This window comes from Bacillus sp. EB106-07-01-XG149, assembly GCF_058791555.1.
The window spans coordinates 644163-658615 of sequence record NZ_JBYTDP010000001.1 but is presented as its reverse complement, the minus strand read 5'-3'; the positions used below and the strand labels follow the sequence as shown (position 1 = coordinate 658615).

Sequence of the window (14453 nt, the reverse complement as noted above, 5' to 3'; positions counted from 1 at the left end):
TATGAGAGAGAAAAGAAAGATTTGTTATATATGATGAAATTAATCTTACTAGTAGGTGTTCTAATTGACCTAGAAACCAAGGAGGGAAAATTACAATGAAACAATTGAAGCCAGCAATTAGTGTATTAGGTAGTGTATCGATGGCACTGACTTTAGCATCTCCTGCTTTAGCAGATGTAAAACAACCGAATCCAGGAGGTACAGTTGAAATATTCAAAGAGAATGCAAATGTAAAAAAAGAAGATAAGAATTTCACGCTCGGATCTGATGGGGAAATAGGTTCACTCATTACACAAAACATTGAAATGGCAAACAACGATTGGGATAAAGATGGTATTTCTAACGACTTAGAGATGAATGGATATAAAATTGAATTCAATTCACAAACTGGAAAAAATGAAGTGAAAGCATGGGATCCCGAGAAGGATAAAGGGAAACCAAAATTTATATCGAATCCTATGAATGCCAATACGGATGGTGATCCTTTTACTGATATGTATGAGGTTGAGAATTATAACAACGATTCTGATACTAATTTCAATCCGATAGTTGCCAACATGCCGAATTTGCAAATTGGTGTCAAACGAATTGAAGTAATTCCTATTGCAACCATTACGGATAATAATGGCGGATCAGTTAGCAGAGGATGGGAAAAAAGTGTATCTACACAACATTCATTTAATGTAGGTTTAAGTGGTTCAGGTGGTGTAGAAGGCTCAGCAGCTGGTCCTGTTCCTTCCGGAAGTGTTTCAGCAAATGTGGGATACGGATATTCAAAAACAACTACGGAAACGGAGAGTTATACAAATAATTTTGATTGGTCTACTGCAACAACTGTGGATACAACGAACGCAGCAAAATTACGGGTACATTTGGAATATAAGAATGTAGGAACAGCATCCGCTGAAAATGTTTCGCCTCATTTTAATATTCGTTTAGGAAACAAAATTATTAATACTGTAAAGGCAACACAAGATCGTTATAAAGCAAACTATTTAAGTACAGAAAAAGGTGGACGGAATAAAACAGAAGTAGTAATTGACAGTTTAGAAGGACAAGCAGATGCGAATATTGTCTTATCTTTGGATGAATTGAAAGCTGTTGAACAAGGGGAACTTCTTTCGATTGAAGTTTTACCTACAAGTACAATGGATTTATCTATTGAAAAAGGTGAAGAAATTATGCATTTGGGGGATTCAGGGAGATATGAGTCTAGAGTAAATGCAGCTACTGAACAATTAGAAACAGATATAGGAAATATACCAAAGTTTAGGCTATACACTCCTAAAGACAAATCCCTTGCTGATAAGCCAGTTTTATCCTATAATGAAGTTTTTCAACATGTAAATATAGATACGAAAAAAGTAAATCATATTGTAAACAAGGCTAAAAGTACTAATAACGTATCAGTGGTTTCAGCTAATAATGGAACTGATGCATTGAACAATTTAAAAGCGGGACAGGGAGATCGCGGTTATTTACATAAAGACTCTGTACACGGTGCTTTTGCAAAACTACAGCAACCAACATTAGTAGAAGGTAGTTATGATTCTGTGACGCAAAAGATTAGGGCAACAATTTTACCTGGTTTATTTGGTGTGAGTCAAGAGATTCCTACTACTTATAGTAAGAAATGGAATGCTCCGTCACAAACAGTCACACTAGTTAAACGTGAGAATGGATTTACATATGAGTCTAGAGAAAATATACACCCTATTAAATCTGAAATTGCTGCGCACAGAAAAGTTACATTTGAAATCAATGACGCACACAATCTAACGCCTACACAAAAGATTGATATTGAAATTAAAGCTAATAAAGAATTTGAAGATTATGTAGTAGATAATTCAGGTGAATTTGTTACAGAAGGGGTTCCTTATACCGTAGCTTCATATGGAAATACAGCTTATTGGGGAAGTCATCATGCCGGGAATAAATGGGAGTATCTTTGGGCTGAAAAATCTAGTGATGAAAAAGTGAATGTAATTATTGAAAGAGTAGGTCAACCTAAACCTGGAAAACCAATTAAAAAGGATGAAGAGGTATTAATTAAATTTCGAAATCCTATTTATTCAGATTATGCATATTTAAAACTTCAAGATAGTTATATCCATTTAGATCAAAAACAGAATGCAAGTACTTTTAAATTTAATCATGCATATCCAAAGAATTTCACTGGATACCATAAGCAATGGAACATACTATCTAATGGTAACAAGTTAAAGGTAGGATATTTAATTGATTATATGAAATATGGTAATGGAGAGAATGGGACTGATACTATAGCATGGAATCTATCAAGAGTTCAGTAATAGGTAACAGTTCTGTTGCTAAGTTTGGAAAGAGAACCGGAAATGAATTGAATCCGAAAAGTTAGATACAATAATTTAGGTTACTAATAAGGAATGAGTTCGATGTTGAATCGGACTCATTCCTTTTAATTTATATAATTTAGTAACTACTATTTAAAATACCTATCTAGTCATATAAGTAATCAAATGTTAAGATTACTATCTGTATTACATGAATTATTTTCTGAATCTTCATTCGTTTCGAGGCTGAAATGAGGAATTCTGATTTATTTATGTGATTAGTTTCTATATCTTTACCTATAAAGATATTTTTATTGGATAATAGAAAAAATAAATTTTGCGTTATTGGTGAAAAAGAAGTGAGGATAGTATATGAAGAAAAGAATTTTAATCGTAGAAGATGAAGAAAATATTCGAGAAGTATGCAAACGGTATTTAGAAAGAGAAGAATATGAAGTTTATACCGCTGTAAATGGTAAAGAAGGTGGGGATTTATTTCTTACACATCAACCAGATTTAATTATATTAGATTTGATGATGCCAAAAAAAGATGGATGGGAATTATGCGAGGAAATTCGTCAACAGTCAAATGTCCCTATTATTATGTTAACTGCTAAGGGAGAGGAAAGGGATCGAATTTTAGGCTTAACAATGGGGGCAGATGATTATTTAACAAAGCCATTTTCCCCTCGTGAATTAGTATTAAGGGTTCAAATTATACTAAGAAGAGGAAGCCATGTACCAATACAAGCGAAAGAATCTCTATTGGAAGTGATAGAGTTTCCAGATTTAAAAATATATCCAAAGACAAGATATGTACTTGTTTGTGATAAGGAAGTGGAGTTAACGGTGAAAGAGTTTGAGGTACTTTATCTCATGGCAAAGCATCCAAAACAAGTATTTTCTCGCTCGCAGCTTCTTGAATTAATTTGGGATTTTGGACATGAAGGAGCATCAAACACAGTTACCGTGTTAGTGAGTCGTTTACGTGAAAAGCTCGAAAAGCATACGATAAAGAATCGTTGGATTCATACGGTTTGGGGTATAGGATATCGCTTTGAGCCAAATGGAGGAAATGAAACATGAGATTACGTATTCAATTGTTACTCATGAATCTATTAAGTACCAGTATTATGGTAATTGCTATATGGTATAGTGAGACGAAAATGTTACTTGAACCGGAACAAACGCGGTTATTAACAGTAATTGCATTTGTGGCATTCATTATTTCAACGTTTATTTATTGGTTAATGACACGTCCTATCATGAGATCTATACAAAATTTAATAAAATTGACGAAACAATTTAGTGATAGACACTTTGAAACGATGTATATAATTGGGCAAGAACCACATGAGTTTAAAGAATTGGCAACAGCCTTTCAACAGATGGCAAAAAAATTAGAAGAAGGGTTTACTAAGTTAGAGGAACAGGAAAACTCTCGTAAGGAGCTAATTACCAATATCTCACACGACTTACGAACACCTATGGCTAGCATGCAAATGATGATAGAAGCATTACAAGATAACCTGATTGAAGATCCTGAAATGAAAAAGCAATACTTAGCAACGGTTTTAAAAGAAATAGAAAGATTAAATGGATTAATTAACGACTTATTTGATCTTTCAAAGTTAGAGTTTGAGCAAGTAGATTTTCACCCAAGTTTCACACATTTAGATAAAGTTCTATTAGATGTATTAGAGTCACATTCTGTCTTATTAGGAGACAAACAAATCCATGTGCAATTGGATGTCCCTGATACATTACCTCGACTTTTGATTATGCCTTGTAAAATTGAAAGGGTCATAGGTAATTTATTACATAATGCAATTCGATATTCTTCTATCTCTGGAACAATTGAATTGACTGTAGTGGAAAATAAACCAACTCAACAGGTCCAATTCACTATGCGGGATGAAGGAATGGGAATTCCTCCAAATGATCAATTACGTGTATTTGAACGTTTTTTTAGAACAGATCGATCAAGAAGTTCACAATCTGGAGGTTCCGGACTTGGATTAGCTATTGCAAAATCATTGATTGAAATGCACAAAGGGGAAATTGGTGTAAGGAATCGCGCAGATGGTAAGCAGGGAAGTGAATTTTGGTTCACTCTTCCCATCACATCAGTAAAAAAATAAGATGGCTGAAAGACTTTTGTAACATTTACGTTAGAAAAATGAAAGACCTTCTTGTTAACATACTACTACACAGTATGTTACAGGAGGTTTTTTACTTTATGAAAAGAAAATATGTATGGCTTATAGGTGGTTTAATAATTGTATTGGGGATTTTATGGTCATTGTTCCGACCAGAGAAATTATTTATTGATAAGCACGTAAATGAATCATTGCCACAAACAGAGATACAATCAACTGAAGTAAGGCAACAAAGTGATCGAGTAATAAGGGAAGGTCAGTTTCAAAACGGTGTCCATGAAACAACTGGAACGGCAAAAATTCACCAATTAGCGGATGGAAAACGTGTTTTACGACTTTCTAATTTTGCAACATCAAATGGGCCAGATGTACGAGTTGTATTAGTTCCTACAAATCGTTTGAAAAATAATGAAGACGTAAAAAACTATCAGTATATTGAATTAGGAAAATTAAAGGGAAATAAAGGAGACCAAAACTACGAAATTCCTGAAGGGATAGATGTAAGTGAATATGGTTCGGTTTCTGTTTGGTGTAAAAGATTTAATGAAAACTTTGGTGCGGTTTATTTTAATAATTAAATATGAACTTAAAATTTCCTCTTACAGGCGAAATTCATATGGGTTATGATAATAGCTGTAGTGGACTTAGTTGCTAAGAAGGGCACTCATAAGAGTGTCTTTTTCATATTTCTCAATTTTTGTATATTTTAGTGTAATTGGACGTTTACGGAGAGATTTTATTCGTGCATAAATAATTTTAAGGGTATGCCAGGAAATCTTTCATTTATCAAGAAAAATTAAATTTTAAATGTGTTATATACAGAAGCCACTTGAGGGGTGTTAAGATGCCAAATTTCTCATTTTGGGGTAGTTGCTTTTCATAGCTAGATGACTATGTATCGGTACCCATAATAAAAGGGCAGGAACATATCAAATATGTTCCTGCCCTTTTATTAAGTTTAACATTTATGACCTAAATATAAATGTATTGCGGCCTTCTTTATTTATTATTTTTCAAACCGCAAATGAACAAACTTCAACATCTTTATTACGTTTACAATTCGCATCATAATACGTGTACTACCATCCCAATCTTTATTTGTAGGTATACCTTTAAAGAAAGGGGAGCAGCTTAATACTTTTATGGTAGAAGACCATTTTTCTATTGATTTTGGATTGTTTACATAAAAATACATCATCGCGCCGTTATTGCCAGATTTTTTTACAGTTGCATTCGAAAGGTTCAGTGCGAATTTTGATTCAGCATCAAAATATAGCTCTCCTCCAGGAAAACGTTTTGACATAGCAACTATGATCTCTTTTAAATCTTCTTCTTTAAAGTAATAAAATACACCTGCTGATATAAAAAGAATACCGTCGTTTGGATCATATCTTATATCGTCAAACCAAGAAGTATCAAAAAATGACTTAGCGATGCTAATATTCCTCGGTGTATCTTCAATTAAAGTCTTGCGAAAAGAGATTGCATCGGGTAAATCAAGGTTATACCAATGTATTGTACCGTTATCAATTCTTGAAAAAGTAGTATCTAGTCCTGAACCGATATTTACTATAGTGGCGTTCGGGTGTTTTGCTATAAATTGTTTTATCGTATCATCAATTTTTCGTGCACGGGTAATGTATGTGATACATCCGTATTCGCCAAATGTATCTGCTATTGTTGAGAAGTCGAAATCGCATTCTTTAATTATTCGTATAGCCTCTGTATCATCTAAAATATCCTTATTTTTCTCACTGCCATATGCTCGTCCCCATAGGGGAATAAGCATCGTACCTTGTACTGATTGTAAATCTAACTCTTTAACCATGAAACATCCTCCGTTGCATAATAAAACAATATAGTTAGTCGTTATTTAACATTTTTGAGAGCATTGTATTTGTTTTATATAGTCCGTAAGTTAAATCCCGCCTATCTTCTTCGGATAACTTTTCGAGGTTTACTGTGAAATTTTTATAAATTTGTTTCCATCTCTCATAATGTACCTTTTCAGCTTTTTCTGTCAGAGAAATTAATACAGCTCTTTTATCTACCGTATCTTGCTTTTTTACAATATATCCGTTTTGTTCTAAGTTACGTACAGTTACACTTAATTGTTGCTTAGGAATGTTTAAATAATTAGCAATCATCTTTGAATTTACAGGTACTTTTTGCTGGGCGATATACTCCACTACGTGTTGTTCTAAATGTGTAAATTCAGAGGATTTTTCTGATAGTAATTTGAAAGTACCTGACATATTTAATAATAAATTCATGTATTCATTTAATAATTCTTTATGGAACATTATTTTCGCTTCCTTTTTGGATTTAGTCATTATTTTATTACTAATTTAGCTGCAAATCAAATATTTAAACTTATTATAGTAAATTAACATTTACTAATTTGTTATTTTGAAATTATGTGAACTAAAGAAGAGGAGGATGAGAAGTGATTTTAGAAAAGACGAATATGGCCAAAAATAAAATATTACTAAATATACATAACTAATGAATGCAATGTCTTTTTCAGTTATTATGTTGTAAATAATTTTATGATAAAATCTTTTACATAATGAAATAAAGGGGTAGTATTCTATGGGTTATTTCTCAAATAGTTTATTAGTTTTGTTCGTTCTTATCGTATGTAGCTGCATAATTTTTGGGTGATAATATAGTGTTAGATTTATATAAAAGAAGTTATCTCAGGTGAGGTAACTTCTTTTTATTTTATGTTGAGAAGGAATTCTATTTTTCTTATTGAAGTTTGTTCAAGTTAAGTTGGTGAGGGGCTAAAATTTTTAATAGAGTAATGTAAAAGAGGATATAAATAGGAGAATAGGGAGGCGTTTATGAAAACTAAAATAAGCTATACAATTGAACACCCAACAAATTTCAATGAATTATTAGCTTTATATGAATCTTTAGGATGGAATTCTCTAAAATTAACGGTTAATGAATTGGAACAAATGTGTAAACAAAGTTGGTATGTGATATATGCTTTTAAAGAGCAACAATTAATTGGCATGGGGCGTGTTATATCCGATGGTGTAATAACAGGCGTTATTTGTGGTGTATGTGTATTGCCAAAATATCAGTCCATTGGCATTGGAAAAGAAATAGTGGAACGATTAATCCAGCACTGTGAACAAAACAAAGTTATTCCCCAACTTATGTGTGTGGAAAGATTGCAATCTTACTATGAATCTATAGGGTTTGAGGTATTCTCTATTGGGATGACAAAACATATTAAAAGATAGTGGCGCTTTATATTTTCAGTTTACTCGCACATATTTTTAAACTTCAGTATAAAGGAGAATTGCTGTATGGAGATTGCTAAAGGGGTAGAAATGTTACAACTTGAATTTCAAGAATTTATTATTCACCCAATTCTTTTATGGAATGATGAAATGGCAGTTTTAATAGACACTGGCTTCCCTGGACAAATTGAAGATATACAAGTAGAGATGGAGAGAGTTGACGTATCGTTTGATAAATTAAAAGCCGTGATTTTAACGCATCAGGATATAGATCATATAGGTAGTCTTCCAGAGTTGTTGCAGAACTGTGGAAGTAATATTAAAGTTTATGCGCACGAGCTAGATAAGCCATATATTGAAGGGGATTTACCTTTATTGAAAGGTGGAAATGTGGAGAATCCACCAAAAGGAAAAGTGAGTGATACTGTGATTGATGGACAAGAACTTCCGTATTGCGGTGGCATACTAATTCTCCATACGCCAGGACACACGCCGGGTCATATTAGTTTATATTTGAAACAAAGTAAAACTCTTATCGCAGGGGATTCAATGTATAGTGTAAATGGAATGTTAGGAGGAATTCACGCTCCAACTACTTTGGATGTTCAGGAAGCACTACAGTCTTTGAAGAAGTATTTAAATCTAGATATTGAATCCGTAGTTTGTTACCACGGGGGATTAAGTAAAGGGAATATAAATGCACAAATTCAAAATCTGTAAATAATAATTTTTTGTTAATTGGTGCTAAAGAATAGTCTAATTGTAAGTATATAAATACAACACTTAATTGATAAAAGAGCATGTTTGAGAAAAATTCAAATATGCTCTTTTATTAAAGGGAATCTATTTAATACGAATGACCTAACCCGTTCCAATAAAAAGAAACGATTTCTTGTGCTAATTCATCTATATTTGCAAGAATAGGATTGTGATTTTCATCCTTAAAATTCCCAATTGATAATAAAGATACGAAAGCATGGGCAGCAAATTTAGGATTGCCTTTACTTATTTCTCCAAGTTGCATCGCGTTATGAAGTGCTTTTTCCAACACTTCATACATGTTATCTTCGGCATTTTTTAATTCTTTCAATTGCTCTTCAGATAAAGAGTGTTTTGCATCTTTCATAAAGTTCTTCATGTCAATATCCATCGTTGCGTGTAAGTATACTTTAGCGAAGTCTAACAACCTTTCTTCCAAAGATTTATTCGTGGAAAGTATTTGATCCATATTCTCTCTTATACGTATCATCATTTGAATCATAGTAGCGGTAAATAAATCAGCTTTTGTAGAATAGTAATAGTAGACGGTTGCTTTCGTAACACCACAAACTTTTGCAACTTCATCCATGGAAACGACTTGATAATTTTGAGTAAGAAATAGCCGAGTTGCAACTTCCAAAATGGTTTCTTTTGTAGATTTTGTATTTTTATTTTGACGAGGCCTTCCGAGAGGACGTTGTTTTTGTTCCAAATCCATTCGCTCCTGACATGTATTGTTGAGATAATTATAACATAATTTTTAATCATTCTTGATTAATTAACCGACCAGTATATATAATTAATAGTGGAGGAAAAAAGGAAGGTGGGTTTTTTATGAAAAAGCACCCGTTACATATGCTAGGGAGGCTTGTAGCAGGGAAGAATACGCAATGGATAACTTTATCGGTTTGGATTCTTATTACATTAGTACTTTCATTTACGTTACCACAAGTAAATAGCACGAAAGAACCGAATCCGAAAAATTTACCTGAAACAGCTATGTCGCAGCAAGCGGAAGCAATTATGAAAAAAGAATTCCCTAATAATGCAGGGAATCCGTTGCTTGTAGTATGGCATAGAGATGGTGGATTACAGTCACAGGATTATAAACTCATACAAGACGTTTATAAAGAATTAAAGGCTAGTCCTTTAAAGGAACAATCAACGTTACCACCATTTGATACAATCCCGGAACAAGTATTATCAAAAAGTGCATCAAAAGATGGTACATCATTTGTCACACCAGTATTTTTTAATAAATCAGCGGGTACAGATATATTAAAAGGAAATCTTGAAGATTTAAGAAAGATAGTAAATAGTAAAGTGGATGAAGATCCATTCAAACAAAAAATAAGTGACTCTGGTTTACATGTCCGATTGTCTGGACCTGTAGGTATTCAAACGGATGCAGTTAGTTTATTTAGTCAAGCAGATGTGAAATTATTGGTGGCTACGGTATTACTAGTATTGGTTTTATTAATTTTACTGTACCGTTCACCAATTTTAGCAATTTTACCTATACTTGTTGTGGGATTTGCATACGGTATTATTAGTCCTACACTTGGTTTTTTAGCTGATCATGGATGGATTAAAGTAGATGCCCAAGCGATTTCAATCATGACAGTATTATTGTTTGGTGCTGGAACGGACTATTGTCTATTTTTAATTTCGAGATATAGAGAGTACTTACTAGAGGAAGAAAGTAAATATAAAGCATTGCAACTTGCGATTAAAGCATCTGGCGGGGCAATTATAATGAGTGCATTAACGGTAGTACTTGGATTAGGAACATTATTACTTGCTCATTATGGTGCCTTTCATCGTTTTGCAGTACCATTTAGTGTTGCTGTATTCATAATGGGAATCGCTGCTTTAACAATTCTTCCTGCATTTTTATTAATTTTCGGTAGAGCTGCATTCTTCCCGTTTATACCGAGAACAACTTCAATGAATGAAGAATTTGCAAAAAAGAAAAAGAAAGTAGTAAAAGTAAAAAAATCAAAAGGCGCCTTTAGTAAAAAACTTGGAGATATTGTAGTAAGAAGACCGTGGACAATAATTATGCTAACTGTATTTGTATTAGGCGGATTGGCTTCATTCGTACCACGTATACAATACACATATGACCTATTAGAATCGTTTCCAAAAGACATGCCTTCACGCGAAGGGTTTACGTTAATTAGTGATCATTTTTCAGCTGGTGAACTAGCACCAGTAAAAATTGTTGTTGATACGAAAGGAAAAGAGCTTCCTATTAAACAAGAACTAGAGAAATTTTCTTTTGTAAATACAGTGAAAGAGCCAAAAGAGGGAAAAGAAAATAAGCAAATACAAATGTATGAGGTTTCTTTAGCGGAAAATCCATACTCAATTGAAGCGTTAGATCAAATCCCTAAATTGAAAAGTAGTGTAGAAAAAGTATTAAAGGGTGCTGGGATTAGTAATGTTGAAGATCAATTGTGGATTGGCGGAGAAACGGCGTCATTATATGATACAAAGCAAATTACGGAACGTGATGAAGCAGTTATTATTCCAGTAATGATTAGTATTATAGCTTTATTATTACTTGTTTACTTACGATCTATTGTCGCGATGATTTATTTAATTGTAACTGTTGTTTTATCATTCTTCTCGGCACTAGGAGCAGGATGGATATTACTTCATTTCGGTATGGGGGCTCCAGCGATACAAGGGGCGATACCGTTATACGCATTCGTATTTTTAGTAGCATTAGGTGAAGATTATAATATCTTTATGGTTTCTGAAATATGGAAAAACAGAAAGACGCAAAATCACCTGGATGCTGTAAAAAATGGCGTTATACAAACAGGTAGTGTCATTACATCAGCAGGTTTAATTTTAGCAGGAACATTTGCGGTGTTAGGCACACTTCCAATTCAAGTTCTTGTTCAATTTGGTATTGTAACAGCAATTGGTGTATTACTAGATACCTTTATTGTTAGACCATTACTTGTACCAGCAATCACAGTTGTTCTAGGAAGGTTTGCTTTTTGGCCAGGGAAACTTTCGAGAAAGAGTGAAGAGATACAAAAAGTGGATGCATAGTTAAGAAAGCCAAGGATATTTCCCTTGGCTTTTTCCATTTAATTAATCTTTTGAAGTCAAATCATCAGTTACAGCATGATCAGCATCTTCAATGGAAGTTTCTGGCATTCCATATAAGCCGTTCATTGCTTGTTCTTCGATATTAAGATTTGCAGTATTATTATTTTGGATAGGTACAGCGTTTTCGATAACATTTTCTTTTTTATTTACATTTTTGTTATTCATGTATGATTCCTCCAAATTTCATTTGATTTATTTATAGTATGTGGATGGATTTCCAGAAATATGTGAATTGATTCTTATAGATGTTATATAATTAAATAAACAATTAGGGTGAAATGTAAACTGTTAGGAGTGAACAATTATGGTGAAAGCAAGGAAATTAGCCTTCTAAAATAAAAAGAAAATTTTAGGAGGCTATTACAATGAAGTTTCATATAATTGACAGGGAAAATTGGAATAGAGAGCAGTATTTTGAACATTATTTAAAATTGAAATGTACGTTTAGTATAACTGTAAATGTTGATATCACGATGTTATTAAAGGAATTACATCAAAAAAGAATAAAATTTTATCCCGTTTTTATATATTTAATTTCTAGAGTAGTAAATAATCATAAAGAATTTCGAACATGTTTTAACGATGAAGGAGTTTTAGGCTATTGGGAGGAAATGACACCAAGTTATACAATCTTCCATAAAGATGATAAGTCTTTTTCAAGTATATGGACGGATTATTCAAGTGATTTCCACATTTTCTATAAAAATTATGAAGAAGATATGAGATGCTATGCTAATGTTCATGGTCTCTTCACGAAAGAGAATATTCCGCCAAATGCTTTTCCAATCTCTAGCATACCTTGGACTAGTTTTACTGGATTTAATCTTGATATTAATAATGATGCTGATTTTCTATTACCAATTATAACTTGTGGGAAATATTTTAATGAAGAAAATAAGGTTATGCTACCAGTTTCATTGCAAGTACACCATTCGGTTTGTGATGGATATCATGCGAGTCGATTTATAGAAGATTTACAGGAGTTAAGTAATAGTTGCAACCTTAAGTAATATGTAATTTTTAATTATACACAATTGAAAATGAATAAAAGAAGAGAACATGTTTATATTGCATGGTCTCTTTTTTTTCATTACTACTAAGTAACAGTGGAAAATATAGATTGATTTGTAGTTTAATAGTAAAGAGAGTTGTTGATTTAATTTTCTTTATTTTGTGATTTATTAAAGCTATAAATGTTTTAATAGGGGGGAAGTAAAGTGAAATTCGTAAGTATTGAAAAAGATGAGATCCTAATTGAGAATATGGCAAAATTGTATTGTAAAGCATTTGAGAAAACAAATTTCAATGAAATAATCGAAAGAATGAAAAGACATATAGAATATACAGATTTTAAAGGTATAGTAGCAATAAATGATGAAAATGAAGTAGTTGCTTTTACTTATGGTTATCGCTCAATGGAGGGACAGTACTATAATCAATTAATGAGAGCAGCGTTAAATCTAGAGCAAGTAGACGAGTGGTTACAAGATTGTTTTGAATTTGTAGAGTTAGCAGTTCACCCACAATATCAAAATGAAGGTCTTGGAACGAACTTACATAATGAATTACTAGAAGGGATTTCAAATAGAACGAGTGTTTTAACAACACAAATTAACAATGAAAAAGCACGTTCGCTATATGAAAGGTTGGATTGGGTAAATGTATTGGAGCCATTTCTTCCAAGTAAAAATGATGTTCCATATGTAATAATGGGGAAAGCATTAAAAGCAAAAGTGAATTGATAATTATGTTATTTAAAAAAGTTGTCGGTTTGTAACAATGAAGGGGAAAACAAAAATGACGATAATATCCATAGAAAAAGCTACAATTTTGGATGCTGAGAAATTAACAGAAATAATGAAAAAAACATTTGATGCAGAAGCAAAACAATGGTTATACGGCCAAGATGATATTATTGACTATAACATCCAACCACCAGGATATTCTTCAGTTGAAATGATGAAATATTCCATCGAAGAATTGGATTCTTTCAAAATTGTAATGGATAAAGAAATAGTCGGAGGAATAATAGTTACGATTTCTGGTAAGTCGTACGGTCGAATTGATCGTATTTTTGTAGATCCTGTGTATCAAGGAAAAGGAATTGGATCACATGTTATTAAATTAATAGAAAAAGAATATCCGAACATAAAGATTTGGGATCTCGAAACATCTAGTAGACAAATTAATAATCATCACTTTTATAAAAAGATGGGTTACCAAATGATTTTTGAATCGGAAGATGAGTATTGTTACGTGAAAAGAATAAAAACAAGCTCAAACAAAGAGAGTGTAGTTACAAATAAAGATATGAAAAATAGTCAATACGAAAACTGTAATTTAGCAAATACAGAGTATTATCAAGTGAATTTAAACAATAGTGCATTTGTTCGCAGCAATATAATGAATATGAACATGAGTAATTGTAATGTAAGTCAATCAAAGTTTAGAAATATAAATTTTAGAAGGTCATCATATGCAGATTTAAATTTTTCTGGTAGTAAATTTAATTTGGTGACTTTAGGTGGAGTACAATTCAAAAATACAAATCTCGGAGACGAGAAGGAACCTATTTTATTCGATAAATGTGATTTGGAAGGTAGTACGATAAGTAATAGTAATCTGAAAAATGTTGAAATAGAAAATTGTGATATAGTCGGTATGATAATAAATGGTATTTCAATTGAAAATCTGCTTGATTTATATAATAATTTGAAAAGTTAACCATACCGCGTTTTATGTTGATAATTTTTTGGGGAATTAAGTGTAATACCAAAATAATTATGTAAAAATAACATAAAGAAATAAGAATGAGAGGGTCATTAATACAGGGTTCTAGAATA

General features: G+C 32.4%; 14 protein-coding genes. 10 read left to right on the top strand and 4 right to left on the bottom strand.

The features are described 5' to 3' along the window. The first annotated feature begins 95 nt into the window (after positions 1 to 95). The 4 genes from AC3WTA_RS03385 (at position 96) to AC3WTA_RS03370 (ending at position 5049) form a co-directional block, all read left to right on the top strand. Entirely contained in the window at positions 96 to 2312 is a 2217-nt protein-coding gene (locus tag AC3WTA_RS03385) for a binary toxin-like calcium binding domain-containing protein (RefSeq protein ID WP_000811546.1), read from the top strand. Between the two features lie 372 nt (positions 2313 to 2684). Next, a complete protein-coding gene (locus AC3WTA_RS03380) occupies positions 2685 to 3398 on the top strand; it encodes a response regulator transcription factor (RefSeq protein WP_000746046.1) in 714 nt (237 codons plus the stop codon). Then, positions 3395 to 4453, top strand: a complete 1059-nt coding sequence (locus AC3WTA_RS03375) for a sensor histidine kinase (RefSeq protein ID WP_002096621.1) — start codon at positions 3395 to 3397, stop codon at positions 4451 to 4453. Before AC3WTA_RS03380 ends, AC3WTA_RS03375 begins: the two co-directional genes overlap by 4 nt. A 98-nt stretch (positions 4454 to 4551) precedes the next feature. Further along, on the top strand, positions 4552 to 5049 hold the full coding sequence (locus tag AC3WTA_RS03370) for a DM13 domain-containing protein (RefSeq protein WP_000824735.1): 498 nt from the start codon (positions 4552 to 4554) through the stop codon (positions 5047 to 5049). A gap of 428 nt (positions 5050 to 5477) precedes the next feature. On the opposite strand, the gene AC3WTA_RS03365 is transcribed toward AC3WTA_RS03370, so the two are convergent. Both AC3WTA_RS03365 and AC3WTA_RS03360 read right to left on the bottom strand, forming a co-directional pair. After that, positions 5478 to 6299 (bottom strand): class I SAM-dependent methyltransferase, encoded by an 822-nt coding sequence (locus tag AC3WTA_RS03365; RefSeq protein WP_000237903.1) that lies wholly within the window; start codon positions 6297 to 6299, stop codon positions 5478 to 5480. Between the two features lie 34 nt (positions 6300 to 6333). Beyond that, positions 6334 to 6774: a MarR family winged helix-turn-helix transcriptional regulator gene (locus AC3WTA_RS03360; RefSeq protein WP_000468590.1), complete on the bottom strand. Its 441-nt coding sequence runs from the start codon at positions 6772 to 6774 to the stop codon at positions 6334 to 6336. 543 nt (positions 6775 to 7317) lie between these two features. Here AC3WTA_RS03360 and AC3WTA_RS03355 point away from each other — a divergent pair. Beyond that, a complete protein-coding gene (locus tag AC3WTA_RS03355) occupies positions 7318 to 7725 on the top strand; it encodes a GNAT family N-acetyltransferase (RefSeq protein WP_000850345.1) in 408 nt (135 codons plus the stop codon). A 66-nt stretch (positions 7726 to 7791) separates the two neighbouring features. After that, positions 7792 to 8445, top strand: a complete 654-nt coding sequence (locus AC3WTA_RS03350) for an MBL fold metallo-hydrolase (protein ID WP_000401496.1) — start codon at positions 7792 to 7794, stop codon at positions 8443 to 8445. A 127-nt stretch (positions 8446 to 8572) separates the two neighbouring features. Here the strand turns inward: AC3WTA_RS03350 and AC3WTA_RS03345 are convergent, their stop codons facing one another. Continuing rightward, positions 8573 to 9196 (bottom strand): TetR/AcrR family transcriptional regulator, encoded by a 624-nt coding sequence (locus AC3WTA_RS03345; RefSeq protein ID WP_000436028.1) that lies wholly within the window; start codon positions 9194 to 9196, stop codon positions 8573 to 8575. Between the two features lie 122 nt (positions 9197 to 9318). Here AC3WTA_RS03345 and AC3WTA_RS03340 point away from each other — a divergent pair, with 122 nt between their 5' ends. Beyond that, positions 9319 to 11550 (top strand): MMPL family transporter, encoded by a 2232-nt coding sequence (locus AC3WTA_RS03340; protein WP_000716571.1) that lies wholly within the window; start codon positions 9319 to 9321, stop codon positions 11548 to 11550. A 42-nt stretch (positions 11551 to 11592) separates the two neighbouring features. On the opposite strand, the gene AC3WTA_RS03335 is transcribed toward AC3WTA_RS03340, so the two are convergent. Continuing rightward, positions 11593 to 11775, bottom strand: coding sequence for a DUF4021 family protein (locus AC3WTA_RS03335; RefSeq protein WP_001060700.1), 183 nt, complete (start codon positions 11773 to 11775; stop codon positions 11593 to 11595). Positions 11776 to 11975: 200 nt separating this feature from the next. Here AC3WTA_RS03335 and catA point away from each other — a divergent pair, with 200 nt between their 5' ends. From catA to AC3WTA_RS03320, 3 genes are all read left to right on the top strand, one after another. Then, positions 11976 to 12620: a type A chloramphenicol O-acetyltransferase gene (gene catA, locus AC3WTA_RS03330; protein ID WP_000668478.1), complete on the top strand. Its 645-nt coding sequence runs from the start codon at positions 11976 to 11978 to the stop codon at positions 12618 to 12620. Between the two features lie 207 nt (positions 12621 to 12827). Continuing rightward, complete coding sequence (locus AC3WTA_RS03325) at positions 12828 to 13352, top strand: GNAT family N-acetyltransferase (protein ID WP_000673962.1); 525 nt, start codon at positions 12828 to 12830, stop codon at positions 13350 to 13352. 37 nt (positions 13353 to 13389) lie between these two features. Beyond that, entirely contained in the window at positions 13390 to 14334 is a 945-nt protein-coding gene (locus AC3WTA_RS03320) for a GNAT family N-acetyltransferase (RefSeq protein WP_033659154.1), read from the top strand. Positions 14335 to 14453 lie beyond the last annotated feature (119 nt).

Excerpts from the sequence above, each read along its gene's own strand:
- catA (WP_000668478.1), top strand. The coding sequence starts at position 11,976 with ATGAAGTTTCATATAATTGACAGGGAAAATTGGAATAGAGAGCAGTAT.
- AC3WTA_RS03340 (WP_000716571.1), top strand. The coding sequence starts at position 9,319 with ATGAAAAAGCACCCGTTACATATGCTAGGGAGGCTTGTAGCAGGGAAG.
- AC3WTA_RS03320 (WP_033659154.1), top strand. The coding sequence starts at position 13,390 with ATGAAGGGGAAAACAAAAATGACGATAATATCCATAGAAAAAGCTACA.
- AC3WTA_RS03335 (WP_001060700.1), bottom strand. The coding sequence starts at position 11,775 with ATGAATAACAAAAATGTAAATAAAAAAGAAAATGTTATCGAAAACGCT.
- AC3WTA_RS03365 (WP_000237903.1), bottom strand. The coding sequence starts at position 6,299 with ATGGTTAAAGAGTTAGATTTACAATCAGTACAAGGTACGATGCTTATT.
- AC3WTA_RS03355 (WP_000850345.1), top strand. The coding sequence starts at position 7,318 with ATGAAAACTAAAATAAGCTATACAATTGAACACCCAACAAATTTCAAT.
- AC3WTA_RS03370 (WP_000824735.1), top strand. The coding sequence starts at position 4,552 with ATGAAAAGAAAATATGTATGGCTTATAGGTGGTTTAATAATTGTATTG.
- AC3WTA_RS03380 (WP_000746046.1), top strand. The coding sequence starts at position 2,685 with ATGAAGAAAAGAATTTTAATCGTAGAAGATGAAGAAAATATTCGAGAA.
- AC3WTA_RS03375 (WP_002096621.1), top strand. The coding sequence starts at position 3,395 with ATGAGATTACGTATTCAATTGTTACTCATGAATCTATTAAGTACCAGT.
- AC3WTA_RS03385 (WP_000811546.1), top strand. The coding sequence starts at position 96 with ATGAAACAATTGAAGCCAGCAATTAGTGTATTAGGTAGTGTATCGATG.
- AC3WTA_RS03350 (WP_000401496.1), top strand. The coding sequence starts at position 7,792 with ATGGAGATTGCTAAAGGGGTAGAAATGTTACAACTTGAATTTCAAGAA.
- AC3WTA_RS03360 (WP_000468590.1), bottom strand. The coding sequence starts at position 6,774 with ATGTTCCATAAAGAATTATTAAATGAATACATGAATTTATTATTAAAT.